Genomic DNA, 15,209 nt, shown 5'->3' with positions numbered 1-15,209 from the left:
CCTCTCCCCTTGTGGGAGAGAGAGGGAGCCGACGAAGTCGGCGGAAGGGTGAGGGGGAGTGAGACGCGCGGCCCCCTCACCCTTCCCACCGCCTGCGGCGGCGGGCCCCTTCCCTCTCCCACAAGGGGAGAGGGAGATAAACGGTAAACCTCTCACCGTCCCTTGAACTCCGGCTTGCGCTTCTGGAGGAACGCCATCCCGCCCTCCATCGAATCCGCAGTGCCCCGCGCGGCGCGCTGGTTGTCTGCCTCGCGTGCCATCGCCTCGGCATAGCTCGAATCGAGCGCGGCATGGAGCTGCCCGCGGATCAGCCCGAGCGCCACGGTCGGCCCCGCGGCGAGCCGCTCGGCCAGCCGCCACGCCTCGTCCTCCAGCACGTCGTCATGCACCACGCGGTAGACCAGGCCCCAGTCGCGCGCCTTGTCGGCGGGCAGGCGCTCGCCGAGCATCATCATCTCCAGCGCGCGGTGCCGGCCGATCAGCCGCGGCAGCATCCAGCTCGCGCCGCCGTCGGGCACCAGCCCGATGTTGACGAACGCCTGGAGGAAATAGGCGGTGTTGCTCGCCACGCAGAAATCCGCGGCCAGCGCCAGGCTGCAGCCGATCCCCGCCGCGGGCCCGCGCACTGCGCTCACCACCGGCACCGCAAGATCGGCAATCGCCGCGAGCGCGGGATTGTAATGCTCCGTCAGGGCAGAATGCGTCGCCGCCCCAGGATCGCTCGCTCCCAGAGCACCCGCGATCACATCGGCACCCGAGCAGAAAGCCTTGCCCGCCCCCAGCAGCAGCACCGCCCGCGCGCCTTCCAGCGCGCCGATCGCCGCACTGATCTCGTCGAACATCGCCGGCGGCGCGGCATTGAGCCGATCGGGCCGGTTGAGCGTGATAGCGAGCACGTCGCCGCGCCGCTCGGTGAGGATATGTTCGAAGCCGGACATTATCATTTTCCTTCGTCACCCCGGCCTCGTGCCGGGGTCCACCGCGCCGCACGCGACGCCTTCACAACGACGCGCATTGCCCGTCGCCCGGTGGACCCCGGAACAAGTCCGGGGTGACGGATAAAGGCGGCTTTAGTGCGCATCGCGCGGCGTCTCCATGATCTCGGTGAGAACGCCGCCCATGTCTTTCGGGTGCACGAAGAAAATCAGTGTCCCGTGCGCGCCGATCCGCGGCTCGCCGAGCACCTTGGCGCCCTTCGCCTCGAACCACGCCTTGGCTTCGTGGATATCGGGCACTTCGTAACAGAGGTGATGCTGCCCGCCCGCCGGGTTTTTCGCGAGGAAACCGTGAATCGGCGAACTCTCGCCCAGCGGCTCGATCAGCTCGATCTGGGTGTTGGGCGTATCGACGAAGCACACTCTCACCCCCTGCGCGGGCAAGTCGAAGGGCTCGCGGATCACCTCCGCGCCCATCACGTCGCGATAGAAGGTGACCGAAGCTTCGATCGAAGGCGTAGCGACGCCGACATGGTTGAGGCGGCCGAGTTTCATCGCCCAAGTGCCTTCGTCTCGAACAAAATTGCTCGTGTCATTAGCTCTAGTTCGTCGTCCCTAAGTCCACCCAAATCCTTCCGCATTGCCGCTACCAAACTGCAAAAGTCGCTATAGGACTCGTCGGAACTCAGGACAGCATGACTCGAATGCTTTGCAAGGGCGCGCACAACGGCGGGTGACCCGTTCAAAATGATTTTAGTTTTCGCTTCGATGCTGATCTGAATAGCCTTAGTACGTTCAGGATCTCCTGGAGAGGACTGAGACATGGCAGCTAAAGACTCTGCAAAGAGAGCATAATCTCGCGCACGAGAGTCACGTAGAAACTGCGCGTGAGCTTGACGCCAACCGAAGGCCGATTGGACGACACCGCCTATAATGGCGCCACCGAAGCCAATTAGCGCGGAGACTAGTTCAGGAGCCATATCGCTAGCTCACAGCGGAATATTGTCATGCTTCTTCCACGGGTTCTCGAGCTGCTTGTTCCGCAGCTTGCGTAGCCCCAGCGCCACCCGCCGCCGCGTTGAATGCGGCATGATCACTTCGTCGATGAACCCCTTGCTCGCCGCCACGAACGGATTGGCGAAGCGCGCCTCATATTCGGCAGTGCGCTCGGCAATCTCCTCAGGCGTCTTGCCGCGGAAGATGATCTCGACCGCCCCCTTGGCCCCCATCACTGCGATCTCGGCAGTCGGCCAGGCGTAATTCAAATCGCCGCGCAGGTGCTTCGACGCCATGACGTCATAGGCGCCGCCATATGCCTTCCGCGTGATCACGGTGATCTTGGGCACCGTCGCCTCGGCATAGGCGAAGAGCAGCTTGGCGCCGTGCTTGATGATGCCGCTATGCTCCTGCCCAACGCCCGGCAGGAAGCCCGGCACGTCGACGAAGGTCACGATCGGGATCTCGAACGCGTCGCAGAAGCGCACGAACCGCGCTGCCTTCTTCGACGAGTTGATGTCGAGCACCCCCGCCAGCACCATCGGCTGGTTCGCCACCACGCCCACCGTGCGCCCCTCGATCCGCCCGAAGCCGATCAGGATGTTGCCGGCGTGGCTCGGCTGGAGCTCGAAGAACTCGCCGTCGTCGAGCACCTTCCGCACGCATTCGTGCATATCATAGGGCTGGTTGGCGCTCGGCGGGATCAGCGTGTCGAGGCTTCCCTCGACGCGATCCCACGGATCGTCGCACGGCCGCTCGGGAACGCTTTCCCGATTGGACGCGGGAAGGAAGTCCACGAAGTCGCGGGCCGCGAGCAGCGCCTCGATATCATTGTCGAAGGCCACGTCGGCGACCCCCGACTTCGTGGTATGCGTCACCGCTCCACCCAGCTCCTCCTGCGTGACGATCTCGTTTGTAACGGTCTTCACTACATCCGGGCCGGTGACGAACATGTACGATGAATCCTTCACCATGAAGATGAAGTCGGTCATCGCGGGAGAATAGACGGCCCCGCCTGCGCAGGGGCCCATGATCAGGCTCAATTGCGGCACCACGCCGCTGGCGAGCACGTTGCGCTGGAATACCTCGGCATAGCCGCCGAGCGACGCCACCCCCTCCTGGATGCGCGCGCCGCCGCTGTCGTTCAATCCGATCACGGGCGCGCCGACCTTCATCGCCATATCCATGATCTTGCAGATCTTCTGTGCGTGGCGCTCGGAAAGCGAGCCGCCGAACACCGTGAAATCCTGGCTGAACACGAAAACGAGGCGGCCGTTGATCGTGCCGCTGCCGGTGACGACGCCGTCACCGGGGACGATCTGCTCCTCCATCCCGAAATCGACGCAATTGTGCTCGACATACATGTCGAGCTCCTCGAACGATCCCTGGTCGAGCAGCACTTCGATCCGCTCGCGCGCGGTCAGCTTGCCCTTGGCGTGCTGCGCGTCGATCCGCTTCTGCCCGCCGCCCAGGCGGGCCGCGGCGCGGCGGCGCTCCAGTTCCTCGATCGTCGACGACATTCAGCTCTCCAGGAGATTGGCCGGTCTCCAGCGGTGGCGCCTTCTGCACAGGGCACGTTCGCCTGTGCAAATGCAATGTTGCAAAGTTGCAGCGGTCAGGTTTGCAGAATATGCTTGCGCCATGGCCATACCCCGCCGCCGATTGTTCGAAGGTTTCCGCCTGCGCGACCTGCGCCGCCGCATTGGGCTCAGCCAGTCGGCGATGGCCGCACGGCTCGGTATCTCGGTGCCCTATCTCTCGCAGATCGAGAACAACAGCCGGCCGATCACCGACGTGGTGCTGCTCGCCCTCGCCCGCGAATTCCCGCTCGAAGCCGCCGATATCGGCGCCGAGACCGAAAGCTCCGGCCTGCTGCGCGCTATAGATGCCGCCACCGACACCAGCATCCCCGCCGAACGGATGGAAGAAGCCGACGTCCGCCGCGGCGTGGAGCAGCAGCCCCTGCTCGCCCGCCGCCTGACTGCGGTGCACGAGGCGTGGCGCCGCACGCAGGAGCAGCTTCGCGTGCTCGACGACCGGTTCGATACCGGATCGGGCGAAGCCGCCCCGCTCCCGTGGGAGGAAGTCCGCGACTGGTTCCAGGCCGAGGGAAACTACATCGACGCGATAGATCGCTCTGCGGAGGCGCTCGCCGAAACGCTCGCGCTCGATGGCCATAGCCTCGAGGACCGGCTGCGGCTCTGGCATGCGGTCCGCCTGGTCCGCGCCGATGGCGACGGCAACGAGCTCAGCCGCTTCGACGAGGGCAGCCGCACGCTCGCGCTCAACGGTGCCCTGCCGCCCGAAAGCCGCGCCTTCCTGCTCGCGCACCGGCTGGTTCGCTACGAGTTCGCCAACGAGATGCGCCAGGTCGTTGAGAACGCCGGCCTCACGAGTCCTGCCGCGCGCGAGCTGCTGAGCGTCGGCCTCGCCAACTATGCCGCCGGCGCGCTGCTGATGCCCTATAGCGGCTTCCGCGCCGCTGCACGCGAGTCGCGCCACGACATCGATCGGCTCCGCCAGCGCTTCGGGGTGAGCTTCGAGCAGGCATGCCACCGGCTCTCGACCCTCCAACGCCCCGGCGCCGCGGGTCTGCCCTTCTTCTTCTGCCGCGTCGACATGGCCGGCAACATCACCAAGCGCCATTCGGCTACCCGGCTCCAGTTCGCCGCGCTCGGCGGCGCCTGCCCCTTGTGGATCGTCCACGAGGCCGTCGCGATCCCCGACCGCATTCTCGTCCAGCTCGCCGAGATGCCCGACGGCACCCGCTACGTCTCGATGGCCAAGGGGCTGGTCAAGCCATCGGGTAGCTACGCTCGGCCGCCGCGGCGCTACGCCGTCGCGCTTGGCTGCGAGGAAGCGCACGCGGCCGATTTCGTCTATGCCGATGCGCTCCGCCCCGGCGGCGCAGCCACGCCGATCGGCGCCTCATGCCGCATCTGCCCGCGCACCGACTGCGACCAGCGCGCCTTCCCGCCCGCCGGCTCGGTCATCGCGATCGACGCCGATCGGCGCAGCGTGGTACCTTACGCCTTTTCCTAGTGCTCCTGCGGAAGCAGGAGCACCGGATGGCCGATTACCCGTCCCGCTCGTCCTCCCGCGTCTCCCGCAGCCCCGAGCGCGTGCCCACATGGCCGCCCAGCGCGCTCTCCTGCTCGGCTTCGTTGATCGAAGAGGCAGCCTTGCCCTGCGCTTGGTGATGCGCATTGGAATCGCGCTCTTCGCCGGTGCCGATCCGGTCGCTGTCGCGCGCCTGCTCCTCATAGCGCTGGTGCCCGCGCTCGCGGTCGTCCAGGCTGCGCGAGCGGCCCTCGTGCATGCGGCGGTCGTCGGTTGCCACGGTTACTCTCCTCAACGGTTGGTGCGGCCGAGCCGCGTGTCCGACGCCTGGCCCTGCGCGCCCGCTTCATTCTCGACATCGCCTTCCATCGCGTTCTCGCCGGCCAGTTCATTGGGATCCGCGCCGGTCGCGAACAGCCCCTTGGACTGGCCGATACCGGGGTTCTCCATCAGGTCGTCGCGCGGCCGGCCCTTGGGCTGTGTCTCGTCGTGCTTGCTGCTGGTCATCTCGCCTCTCCTCTTGGAGAACTAAACCAGCGAAGCACCCGCGCGGTTGCCGCCCGCCGCGATGCCATGGCATAATCGCGCGATAGATTAAGGAGAGGACCGATGGCCACTGCGCTCCAGGCGGAACCCGGCAACAAGCCGGGCGTCAGCGACGCCGAATGGGAGGCGCGCCAGCAGCTCGCCGCCTGCTACCGCGTGTTCGATCACCTCGGCTGGTCCGAGATGATCTACAACCACATCACCGTGAAGGTGCCCGGCGAGGACAATGCCTTCCTGATCAATCCCTATGGGCTGCACTTCAGCGAAGTGAAGGCATCGAACCTCGTCAAGATCGACATCGACGGCAACAAGCTCGATGGCTCGCCCTACCCGGTTAACCTCGCGGGCTTCACCCAGCACAGCGTCTTTCACCGCAACCTGCCCGATGCGCATTGCATCATGCACACCCACACCACCGCGGGCATGGCAGTGAGCGCGCTCGAAGGCGGGCTCCAGCCGATCAACTTCTACGCGTGCAACTTCATCGGCCAGATCGCCTATCACGACTTCGAAGGCGTGACGGTACGATCGGAGGAAGGCGAGCGGCTGATCGAACACCTCGGCGACAAGCGCGTGATGATGCTGCGCAACCACGGCATCCTCGTGATGGGCCGCACCCTGCCCGAGGCGTTCATCAAGCACTGGGCTCTCCAGCGTGCCTGCGAGATCCAGCTCGCAACGCTTTCGATGGGCAAGCCGCTGCTGGTGCCGGACGAAATAGTGGCCGTCCACCAGCGTGACCTTTCCAAGGTCCAGCTCCCCGGCGGCCCCGGCGCGCCCGATTTCGCCGCGATGGTGCGACTAGTGGATCGGGTGGACAAGAGCTGGCGGGAGTAAAAGAAATTCGTCACCCCGGCCTTGTGCCGGGGTCCACCGCGAGGCAGACAATGCCGCTCATGATCGAGCGGACACCCTGCGTCTACATATTAGCGAACCGATATAATGGTGCCGTTTACGTAGGTGTGACTTCCGACCTGCGGGCCCAAATTGTCCAACACCGCGAAGAACTCTTTGACGGGCACACCAAGAAGCACGGAATCAAGTGGCTGGCCTATTTCGAGGTAGGCGGCACCATGGAGTCTGCAATAGTGCGCGAGAAGCAGCTCAAGCGCTACCGGCGAGAGTGGAAGCGTAACTGATCGAGCGGCAGAACCCGATGTGGAACGATCTGGCGGTGGGGCTTTTCGGGCTTGAACCGCTGCCGCATGACTTGCGCTGCCGTGGGCCCCGGCACAAGGTCGGGGTGACGAAGTGCGGGTTTGAAGCGTAAACACCCATCAATGACTCGCTTCACCGTCAACAATCAGCCGGTCGAATACAAAATGGACCCACGCACGCCGCTCCTCTGGGCGCTGCGCGAGGCTTCCAATCTCACCGGCACCAAGTTCGGCTGCGGCACCGGGGATTGCGGCGCCTGCACCGTCGATGTCGACGGGGCCGTGCGGCTCGCCTGCCAGGAGACGATCGGCGCGCTCGAAGGCACGTTCGTAACCACGATCGAAGGGCTTCCCAGCGACCGCAGCCACCCGGTCCAGCAAGCACTGATCGCCGCCAATGTCCCCCAGTGCGGCTATTGCATCCCCGGCGTGGTGATGGCCGCAGCGGTATTGCTCCGCAACAACCGCAATCCGTCCGAGGACGACATCAAGGGCGCGATCGCGAACATCTGTCGCTGCGGTATCTATCCGCGGCTGCTCGGCGCGATCGAGGAGGCGGCGCGGATCGCGCGAGGTGATTCGGCGCCCGAGGTGGAAGCCGCGCCGGCCGTCGAATGAATCCTTTCTGCCGCCTTTCACCGCAATTCAGGGACCGCTCATCGACAGGGTTCTAGCACGTCGATATCTGGCCACCGGCGCCCTGCCGGCCCAGCGGAGACATTGGAATGAAGAAGACCTTGCTCGCGGTGCTCATCGCCGCAACGGCTCTGGTCCCGCCGGCGGCACTCGCGCAGGACCGGGGAGGCCGCGGCGGCGGTCGTGGCGGAGACTCCGCCCACAGCCGCCAGCAGTCCGCGCCCCAGCAGCGCCAGGACCGCAGCGCGTGGCGCCCGCAGAGCCGCCCCTCGATGCAGCCGCGTCAGGAGCGCAGCCAGCGCCAGGATTGGCGTGGCGGCAACGGCAACTGGCGCCAGCAGCGTCAGCAGGCCCAGCCGCAGGCGCCCCGCCCCGATCGCGGCCAGTGGAACGGCCAGCGTTCGAGCGGCACCCAGCATATCGACCGCGTCCGCCAGCAACAGCAATGGCGCGGTGATCGCGACCGCAACCAGTGGGGCGGCCGTAATGACGGCGACCGGGATCGCAGCCGCTGGAACGGCGACGACCGTGACCGCAACGACGGCCGGTGGAACCGCGGCAACCGCGACTGGAACGGCTCGCGGAACACCACGAACGACCGTCGCTGGGACAACGACCGGCGCGACAACGATCGCCGCTGGGGCAACGACCGGCGTTGGGACAACGATCGCCGCTGGGACGGCAACCGCAGCTGGAGCAACGATCGCAACCGCGGCCGCTGGAACAACAGCTGGCGCAACGATCGCCGCTATGATTGGCGCGACTATCGCTCCCGCTACCGGCATATCTACCGGTTGCCGCGCTATTATGCGCCAGTCGGCTGGGGCTATGGCTATCGCCGCTTCTCGGTAGGCTTCACGCTCAGCTCGCTGCTGTTCGCGCAGCAATACTGGATCAGCGATCCCTATCACTACCGGCTCCCGCCGGCCTATGGTCCCTATCGCTGGGTGCGCTATTACAACGACGCGCTCCTGGTCGATATCGACACGGGTCAGGTGGTCGACGTGATGCACGACTTCTTCTGGTAAGGAGGCGCGCTTCCCTGCCGAGAGCTGGGGCCCGGTGGAGACGCCGGGCCCCTCGTCGTTTCAGGCGCTTGCAATCCGCAGAAGCAGGCGCAATTTCGGCATCGTGAGCAAGACAGACATGCAGAAGACGGTCGCGAAGATCTCCGGCGGCCCCTCCCCGCTCCGCGCGCGCATCGGCCGTGAGGTGTCGACGCGGCTCGAAGCGAACCCCCACGTGCGCCGTGCCAAGACCGACGCGGCGCAGATGTATACCTATCCCGATTTCCTGAGCGATGCCGAGTGCGATGCGCTCATCCAGTTGATCGACGCCAGCTCGCGCCCGTCGACGCTGCTCGCGATGAGTGACGATCCCGAATATCGCACCAGCGACAGCTCGGACCTCTGCCGCTGGGACGCGACGGTGGGCCCGATCGACCAGCGCATCGCCGATCTGCTCGGCATTCCCGGTGAGAATGCCGAGACGCTCCAGGGGCAACGCTATTCGGTCAACCAGCAGTTCCGCGCCCACTGCGACTATTTCCACGAATCCAGCCAATATTGGGAGAAGATGAAGGAGACCGGCGGCCAGCGGACCTGGACCGCCATGGCCTATCTCAACGAAGTGCCTGAGGGCGGCGCCACCTGGTTTCCCCGCGCCGGGATCCGCTTCAAGCCCCGGAAGCGGCTGCTCGTGATCTGGAACAACATGCTCCCTGACGGCAGCCCCAATTACGATACGCTCCACGAGGGGATGCGCGTGATCGAGGGCACCAAATACATCGTAACCAAATGGTTTCGTGAAAGCCCTTGGCTCCGGGCGCCGCTCTCTACCTTCATCTCCCCGGGAAACGCTTCGGACGAGCAGTGAAGGTAGCGCGAAACTGCTGGCAATGTAGGATTTTGCCTGCCACCCCATGCACATGGCGGTCGGGGGATATCAACGAATCAGCGCAGGCGATTACCCAATCGCATCTGCGTTGACTCGTGCCGCAAAAACCCGCGAACGAGTCAACCGAGTCAACCGAGTCAACCGAGTCAACCGAGTCAACCGAGTCAACTTCACCTGCCCCGGCTCGACAACTTCACAGTGCCGCTCCAGGAGCGCGGGATGACCGCCGTGCTCAACATTCACCGATCGATCCTCGGCCAGCCCTGGCGCTGGCGCGGCCTTGCGGCCGACGCGCGCGACCCTTCCTTCGCTCCCGACGACCTGATCACCCAGTTGCTCCTCGCCCGCGGCTGCCCGCGCGAGGCGATCGACGCGCACCGCGCGCCCAGCATCCGCGCGTTCATGCCCGATCCGTCGATCTTCAACGATATGGATAAGGCCGCCGAACGGCTCGCCGACGCGGTCGAGCGGCGCGAGCAGGTGGCGATCTTCGGCGACTATGACGTCGACGGCGCCACTTCCGCGGCGCTGCTGATCCTGCTGCTGCGCGATCTGGGGCTCGAGGCGCGGCCGTACATCCCCGATCGGCTGATGGAGGGCTATGGCCCATCGGGCGAAGCGCTGGTGCGCCTCAAGGCCGAGGGTGCGAGCCTGATCGTCACCGTCGATTGCGGCGCGCAGGCGTTCGAGGCACTCGCGATGGCGCGCGCCGCCGGCGCCGAAGTGATCGTCTGCGATCATCACAAATGCGCCTCGGAGCTTCCAGAAGCATTTGCGCTGATCAATCCCAATCGGCTCGACGAAGCCGAGGGCGCCGCCGCGCACGGCCACCTTGCGGCGGTCGGCGTCGCGTTCCTGCTCGGCGCGGCGCTGATCCGGTCGCTGCGCGCACGCAACTTCTTTGCCTCATGTCCCGAGCCGCGGCTGCTCGACCTGCTCGATCTCGTCGCGCTCGGCACCGTTGCCGACGTGGCGTCGCTCAAGGGGCTCAACCGCGCCTTCGTGGCGCAGGGACTCAAGGTGATGACGAAGCGCCGCAACATCGGGCTCAACGCTCTGATCGAAGCCTCGCGGCTCACGCGCGCGCCGACCTGCACCGATCTCGGCTTCGCACTGGGCCCGCGGATCAACGCCGGGGGGCGCGTCGGCCGCTCGGACCTCGGAGTCCGCCTGCTCACCACGTGCGACCCCGCCGAAGCGCGCGCGATCGCCGCCGAACTCGACACGCTCAACGAGGAGCGCCGTGCGATTGAAGCCGAAGTCCAGCTCGGCGCCGAGCAACTCAGCCTGTCCAGGGGCAACCGCGCAGTAGCGGTGATCGCCGGGCACGGCTGGCATCCGGGCGTGATCGGCATCGTCGCGGGCCGGCTCAAGGAGAAGCTCGGCCGTCCGGCGATCGTGATCGCACTCGATGAGGCAGGGCTGGGCAAGGGCTCCGGGCGCTCGATCCCCGGCGTGGATCTGGGCGCAGCGGTGCTCGCCGCCAAGGACGCCGGGCTGCTTCAGGCTGGTGGCGGCCACGCGATGGCGTGCGGCGTCACAATTACCGAGGCGATGCTCGACACCTTCTCCGATTTCCTGGAGGAGCGACTCGCCACGCGCGTCACCGAAGCCATGGGCGAACGCGCGCTGCTGCTCGACGCAGTAGTGGCGCCGGGGGGCGTCTGCCCCGATCTGGTCCATGCGATGGAGGAAGGCGGCCCCTATGGCATGGGCTGGCCGGCGCCGCGGGTCGCGGCTGGGCCGCTGTCGGTGATCAAGGCCGATGTGGTCGGCAACGGCCATGTCCGCGCGATCGTGGCCGGGGACGACGGGCGCAGCCTCAAGGCCGTCGCCTTCCGCCAGGCTGATACCGAACTCGGTGCCGCGCTGCTCTCCGCACCCCGCCACCGCAAGCTGTGGCTCGCCGGCCGGGCGAAGATCGACGACTGGGGCCCGCGCCCCGCCGCCGAGCTCCACATCGAAGATGCAGCCTGGGTGGATTGAACCCGCTTGACCAACCGCCGTTCCTTCCCTAACCGGCGCTTCCACGCTTCGGCATGGCCCCTTCGTCTAGCGGTTAGGACGCGGCCCTTTCACGGCTGAAACACGGGTTCGATTCCCGTAGGGGTCACCACCACGCGCACAGGTGGCGAAGTCAGAATCGGAAAGTCAGGCCCGCGCTGGCCGTGTGATCGAGGTTCCGGCGCGAAACGGCGGCGCGGTCGCCGAGGTCGATCTCCAGCCGCTCTCCGATCGCCGCCACTACGCCGAGGCCGCCGACGAAGCTGTCCTCCGCGATCGGCAGACCCACGCTGTCGAACCCCGCGCCGTCCACCGTCATGGTCACGCTCGGCACCCGATCGCCGAACACATGCTGCCATCCCGCCGAGCCGCGCAGCGAAAGCTTACCGCCGCCGATCGGCAGCGCCGTCTCGCCCCGCACACCGAGCGTGGCATAGTTTGTCGTCATCGTGTCATGCGCCAGCGCGAGCGCCGCGGCAGCGGTGCCGCGTTCCTGCCCCTGTTCGACGTCCAGCACGACATGCGCCAGATTCGCGAAAGGCTCGAGCGAGGCGCCACCCAGTTCGAGACGCCAGGCGAGCTCTGCAAAAGCCTGCGCGGTCGAGGCGCCATAATCGGTACGCACCTGCCCCTCCAGCCCGCCACCGCTGATCTCGCGCCGTGCCGCGACATCCTGCCAGCTGAACGCCACGCCGCCGCGCGCTGCAATCGCGCCGAGCTGCGCACCGGCATAGATCCCGGTGTGATAGCTATCCACATCCGCATCGCCGCTCCCGCGCAGATCGGCGTGATGATAGCCGCCGAACACGCCCAGCCGGACATCGCCGTCGGGCACCTGCGCCTCGAGACCGGCGAGCCCGCCGGCTGTCGACCGCTCGAGCCGGGAGGCGTTGCCGTCGCTGCCATAATGACCCCATGCGCCGATCGCCTGACCCCAGGCCGATACTCCGGGCTGTTCATATGGAGCGCGCATCCGTTCCAGCGTCGCGTCGCGCGGCAACCGGCTGTCCTCGATCAGGGCAGTGCGCAGCGAGGCGTGGAAATCGCCCGCGACGCTGTTGAAAGTCGCTCGCGCATCCTCGGCACTGGCGTCCACCACTGCGTCGTAGAGCGGCCCCGCCACCATGGTCTGCACCGCCGCGCCCACCGCGCGCTGGTTCTCGCTCAGCGCAACGTCCTGGAACTGGACGTCGTTACGGTCGAGCCGCAGCCGTACCACCGTCGGCATGTAAAGGAGCTGCGGGGTGAGGAAGGCGAAATCGGAGGAGACGCCGTCGAACTGTCCCTCGATCCCCCCACCCGCAATCAGGATCGTATAGGTCGAGGACGGCCGATAGTTGCCGTCCTTGCCGATATGGATGACCGAGCCGGCAAGGTGCGCGACCCCTTCCACGGAGACCCTGTCGCTAAGTGTGCCCTGGGGATCGACATCGACTGCAAAGCGCGCGCCCGGCTCGAACACCAGGTCGCCCTGAATCCGCATCCGCGCGACGGGAAGGGAGTCGGCGGCGTCAGGGCTCGGTGAAAGCGTGCCGCCCCGCGCGACGGTCACCGATCCGACCTGGCCGTAGCCGGACAGCACACCATTGGCCTCGACACGGATATGACCGCCCAGCCCCTTCTCGACCAGCAGCTCGCCGCCGGCGATCCGCGTAGTGCCTTCGAATGTGTCCGAACGCCCGGTCAGCACCAGCCGTCCGGCGCCGGTCTTGGTCAGGTGCCCGTCACCGCGGAACAGCAGCGCCGTTGAGATGTCGTTCGGAACGCCGAGCTCGAGCTCGCCCCCACCCCGCAAATTGGCCACCCGGCCCCCGTAGCGATCGACCTGCACCACCAGCCGGCCCTCCTCGACGGTCCAGTCGAGTCGGCTTTCCCTGGCTAGCGTGAGCACGCCGCTGCCGCGCTTGACCATATCGCCTGCGGTGCCCTTCAACTCGGCGATCATATGCCCGAAAGTGCCGTTCTCGCGCTGATCGAACACCACGGTTCCGGAATTGAGCAGCGTGTTACGGATCGAGCGGGTGTTCCCCACCAGCGTGCCGCCTTCAACTTCTGTGGGGCCCGTATAGCTGTTGTTACCCGAGAGGATCAGCGTCCCTTCGTCGTTCTTGACCAGTCGCGTGCGGCCGGAGATCGGCGCCGAAATCTCGGCGACCATCGTCGAGCTCCATTCGCTGCCATCGCCGACGCGGATCACGGTGCGCTCGTTGCCCGCCAGGCGCAGGCCGCTACCGGAAAGCGTATAGCCCGTCACCGCGAACTGCATCCCTCCGGTCTCGATCGCCCCCGCACCACCTGCGTCGATCACCACTTGCCCGCCGCGCCCGCCGAACACCGAGAAGCCCGTTCCTACACTGGTCTGGTTCTTCCTGCCGGTGCGATCGGCCCAGCTGGCGATGTCACGGCGCCATACGCCGGGCCCGCCCTCGATCCTGCCGTCGCCGAAGCGGGTCGGATCGCTGCTGTCCCAGAACTGCATCGGGTTGCCGCCCACCTCGGACACCAGATCGACTCCCCAAGGCAAGGTCGTGATGATCGAGATCAGCGATCGTTCCTGCCCCGGCGGCAAGCTGCCGATACTGAGCCTGTTATTGACCAGCTTGCCGACGAAGCTGATCAGCCGATAGACCCCCGGGGCGATCGGCCCCGTGCCGGCGATGTTGACCGTTCCGTCCAGCGTCAGATCGCCATAGACGTAGAATAGCTGGGGCGTGGCCAGATTTCCGAGCCGCGCGTCGATGATCGCGCCGGGATCGAGCACGAGCGAGTCCATCGTGAGGAATTCGCCCGGCGTGCCGATCAATCGCCCGCCATTGCCGACCGTGACTTCGCCGACAGCGCCCGTGCCGCCCAGCCGCCCGCCCTCGCCGACATGGAGCGTGCTGCCCAGCTTGCCCTCGACCCGAAGCGCAGTGTCCCGCACTTCGCTGTGGCCAGCGAAACCGCTCGAATTGCCAGTAAGCACCAGCAGGCCCTTGCCAGCCGCATCGAACCGGCCGCTGCCCGACAATTGATAGTGATAGGTCGATCTCGCGCCAGCGACATCGCCCGAACTCAGCGTCAGGCGGGCGCCGTCGGAAACATCGATGTTGCCGCCGAATCCCTCCGCCCGGGCGATCAGCCCGCCTTGCTCGACACGCCAGTCGAGCTGACTGCCGCCACCGAGCGTGAGCGTGCCCGCGCCGCGCTTGGTCATCAGCCCCCAGGTACTGAACAGGCCGCTGACGCCGCCTTCGAACGTGTCGTCGAACGCCTGATCGAAGACCACATGGCCGCCATTGTCGAGATTGCCGCGGATCGAGCGCGTGTCGCCGATCAGCGTGCCGCCATCGACGCGGGTGCCGCCGGTATAGCTGTTGTCACCGGTCAGGATGAGCGTGCCGAGCGCGTTGTAGAGGAGTCCGCTTTCGCCGGTAATTTCGCTGTCGATCTGCGCAGTAATCCCGTCACCGGTGCGGACCGAAGTGAAAGATCCGCCGTCGAGCCGCAGCCGGCCCCCGGCCAATCTATAGCCGTTCACTTCGAACAGCATCGAGCTGATCGCCGGTACGCGCTGGCTGTCGTCGATCGTCACCGTGCCGGGCGCGCCGCGAAACACGGCGAAGGCGGGGACTGGGTTCATCGGTCCGTTGATCGCGCCATTGGTGTCGGTCCAGTTGGGCGCCGTCGCGCTCCACGTTCCCGTGCCGCCGTCGATCACGCCGTTCTCCTGCAACGCGGGATCGCCGCCGTCCCAGAAGCGCAGCGTGGGGGCTGCTGCCGTCGGATCGGCAGCCGGGGTTGCGGGTGTCTCGCTGGGCGGCGGAGGCGGCGGTGCCGTCTGGGCCTGCGCCGCCGCGGATGTCAGTATCGCACCTGCCCCACAAAGCAGCGCAGCTCGATACCCACTACGCACTCGCACACACGCTCCGCGTCGACCGTTCAGCCGCACAAGCGCCTCCCCCTTTACGCATTACTATGCCGGCATCCCCTCAGGATC

The 15,209-nt window shown here is 66.5% G+C and carries 13 protein-coding genes and 1 tRNA gene; 8 read left to right on the top strand and 6 right to left on the bottom strand.

The genetic code is table 11. The annotated features are described in order from the left end of the window. Nucleotides 1-152: 152 nt before the first annotated feature. The 3 genes from ACMGDH_RS07235 to ACMGDH_RS07225 form a co-directional block, all read right to left on the bottom strand. Nucleotides 153-938, bottom strand: a complete 786-nt coding sequence (locus ACMGDH_RS07235; protein WP_436827281.1) for an enoyl-CoA hydratase-related protein — start codon at nt 936-938, stop codon at nt 153-155. A 132-nt stretch (nt 939-1,070) separates the two neighbouring features. After that, nucleotides 1,071-1,490, bottom strand: coding sequence for a methylmalonyl-CoA epimerase (gene mce / locus ACMGDH_RS07230; protein WP_436827280.1), 420 nt, complete (start codon nt 1,488-1,490; stop codon nt 1,071-1,073). 434 nt (nt 1,491-1,924) lie between these two features. Continuing rightward, nucleotides 1,925-3,451 (bottom strand): acyl-CoA carboxylase subunit beta, encoded by a 1,527-nt coding sequence (locus tag ACMGDH_RS07225; RefSeq protein ID WP_436827279.1) that lies wholly within the window; start codon nt 3,449-3,451, stop codon nt 1,925-1,927. 121 nt (nt 3,452-3,572) lie between these two features. Here ACMGDH_RS07225 and ACMGDH_RS07220 point away from each other — a divergent pair, with 121 nt between their 5' ends. Then, nucleotides 3,573-4,973, top strand: a complete 1,401-nt coding sequence (locus ACMGDH_RS07220) for a helix-turn-helix domain-containing protein (protein WP_436827278.1) — start codon at nt 3,573-3,575, stop codon at nt 4,971-4,973. Between the two features lie 34 nt (nt 4,974-5,007). Here ACMGDH_RS07220 and ACMGDH_RS07215 read toward each other — a convergent pair whose 3' ends face one another. Both ACMGDH_RS07215 and ACMGDH_RS07210 read right to left on the bottom strand, forming a co-directional pair. Next, nucleotides 5,008-5,271: a hypothetical protein gene (locus tag ACMGDH_RS07215; protein ID WP_436827277.1), complete on the bottom strand. Its 264-nt coding sequence runs from the start codon at nt 5,269-5,271 to the stop codon at nt 5,008-5,010. An 11-nt stretch (nt 5,272-5,282) separates the two neighbouring features. Continuing rightward, nucleotides 5,283-5,498, bottom strand: coding sequence for a hypothetical protein (locus ACMGDH_RS07210; protein WP_436827276.1), 216 nt, complete (start codon nt 5,496-5,498; stop codon nt 5,283-5,285). A gap of 102 nt (nt 5,499-5,600) precedes the next feature. Here ACMGDH_RS07210 and ACMGDH_RS07205 point away from each other — a divergent pair, with 102 nt between their 5' ends. The 7 genes from ACMGDH_RS07205 (at nt 5,601) to ACMGDH_RS07175 (ending at nt 11,342) form a co-directional block, all read left to right on the top strand. Next, entirely contained in the window at nt 5,601-6,374 is a 774-nt protein-coding gene (locus tag ACMGDH_RS07205; protein WP_436827275.1) for a class II aldolase/adducin family protein, read from the top strand. 50 nt (nt 6,375-6,424) lie between these two features. After that, complete coding sequence (locus ACMGDH_RS07200; protein ID WP_436827274.1) at nt 6,425-6,676, top strand: GIY-YIG nuclease family protein; 252 nt, start codon at nt 6,425-6,427, stop codon at nt 6,674-6,676. A 141-nt stretch (nt 6,677-6,817) separates the two neighbouring features. Further along, nucleotides 6,818-7,312, top strand: coding sequence for a (2Fe-2S)-binding protein (locus tag ACMGDH_RS07195; RefSeq protein WP_436827273.1), 495 nt, complete (start codon nt 6,818-6,820; stop codon nt 7,310-7,312). Between the two features lie 107 nt (nt 7,313-7,419). Next, a complete protein-coding gene (locus ACMGDH_RS07190) occupies nt 7,420-8,358 on the top strand; it encodes an RcnB family protein (protein ID WP_436827272.1) in 939 nt (312 codons plus the stop codon). 118 nt (nt 8,359-8,476) lie between these two features. Then, nucleotides 8,477-9,205, top strand: coding sequence for a 2OG-Fe(II) oxygenase (locus tag ACMGDH_RS07185; RefSeq protein ID WP_436827271.1), 729 nt, complete (start codon nt 8,477-8,479; stop codon nt 9,203-9,205). 240 nt (nt 9,206-9,445) lie between these two features. After that, nucleotides 9,446-11,212, top strand: a complete 1,767-nt coding sequence (recJ, locus tag ACMGDH_RS07180) for a single-stranded-DNA-specific exonuclease RecJ (protein WP_436827270.1) — start codon at nt 9,446-9,448, stop codon at nt 11,210-11,212. Nucleotides 11,213-11,267: 55 nt separating this feature from the next. Next, nucleotides 11,268-11,342, top strand: a tRNA-Glu gene (locus tag ACMGDH_RS07175). Between the two features lie 21 nt (nt 11,343-11,363). On the opposite strand, the gene ACMGDH_RS07170 is transcribed toward ACMGDH_RS07175, so the two are convergent. Continuing rightward, entirely contained in the window at nt 11,364-15,125 is a 3,762-nt protein-coding gene (locus ACMGDH_RS07170; protein ID WP_436827269.1) for an autotransporter domain-containing protein, read from the bottom strand. Nucleotides 15,126-15,209: the final 84 nt, after the last annotated feature.

Origin of the sequence: Sphingomonas radicis (assembly GCF_051400635.1) — a bacterium.
In the GTDB taxonomy this organism is placed as follows: domain Bacteria; phylum Pseudomonadota; class Alphaproteobacteria; order Sphingomonadales; family Sphingomonadaceae; genus Sphingomonas.
The sequence above is the reverse complement of the archived record's forward strand: the minus strand, read 5'-3'. Positions and strand labels throughout refer to the sequence as shown.

Coding starts and splice junctions, on each gene's coding strand:
- ACMGDH_RS07225 (WP_436827279.1), bottom strand. CDS start 3,451: ATGTCGTCGACGATCGAGGAACTGGAGCGCCGCCGCGCCGCGGCCCGC.
- mce (WP_436827280.1), bottom strand. CDS start 1,490: ATGAAACTCGGCCGCCTCAACCATGTCGGCGTCGCTACGCCTTCGATC.
- ACMGDH_RS07200 (WP_436827274.1), top strand. CDS start 6,425: ATGCCGCTCATGATCGAGCGGACACCCTGCGTCTACATATTAGCGAAC.
- ACMGDH_RS07190 (WP_436827272.1), top strand. CDS start 7,420: ATGAAGAAGACCTTGCTCGCGGTGCTCATCGCCGCAACGGCTCTGGTC.
- recJ (WP_436827270.1), top strand. CDS start 9,446: ATGACCGCCGTGCTCAACATTCACCGATCGATCCTCGGCCAGCCCTGG.
- ACMGDH_RS07205 (WP_436827275.1), top strand. CDS start 5,601: ATGGCCACTGCGCTCCAGGCGGAACCCGGCAACAAGCCGGGCGTCAGC.
- ACMGDH_RS07195 (WP_436827273.1), top strand. CDS start 6,818: ATGACTCGCTTCACCGTCAACAATCAGCCGGTCGAATACAAAATGGAC.
- ACMGDH_RS07185 (WP_436827271.1), top strand. CDS start 8,477: ATGCAGAAGACGGTCGCGAAGATCTCCGGCGGCCCCTCCCCGCTCCGC.
- ACMGDH_RS07210 (WP_436827276.1), bottom strand. CDS start 5,498: ATGACCAGCAGCAAGCACGACGAGACACAGCCCAAGGGCCGGCCGCGC.
- ACMGDH_RS07220 (WP_436827278.1), top strand. CDS start 3,573: ATGGCCATACCCCGCCGCCGATTGTTCGAAGGTTTCCGCCTGCGCGAC.
- ACMGDH_RS07235 (WP_436827281.1), bottom strand. CDS start 938: ATGTCCGGCTTCGAACATATCCTCACCGAGCGGCGCGGCGACGTGCTC.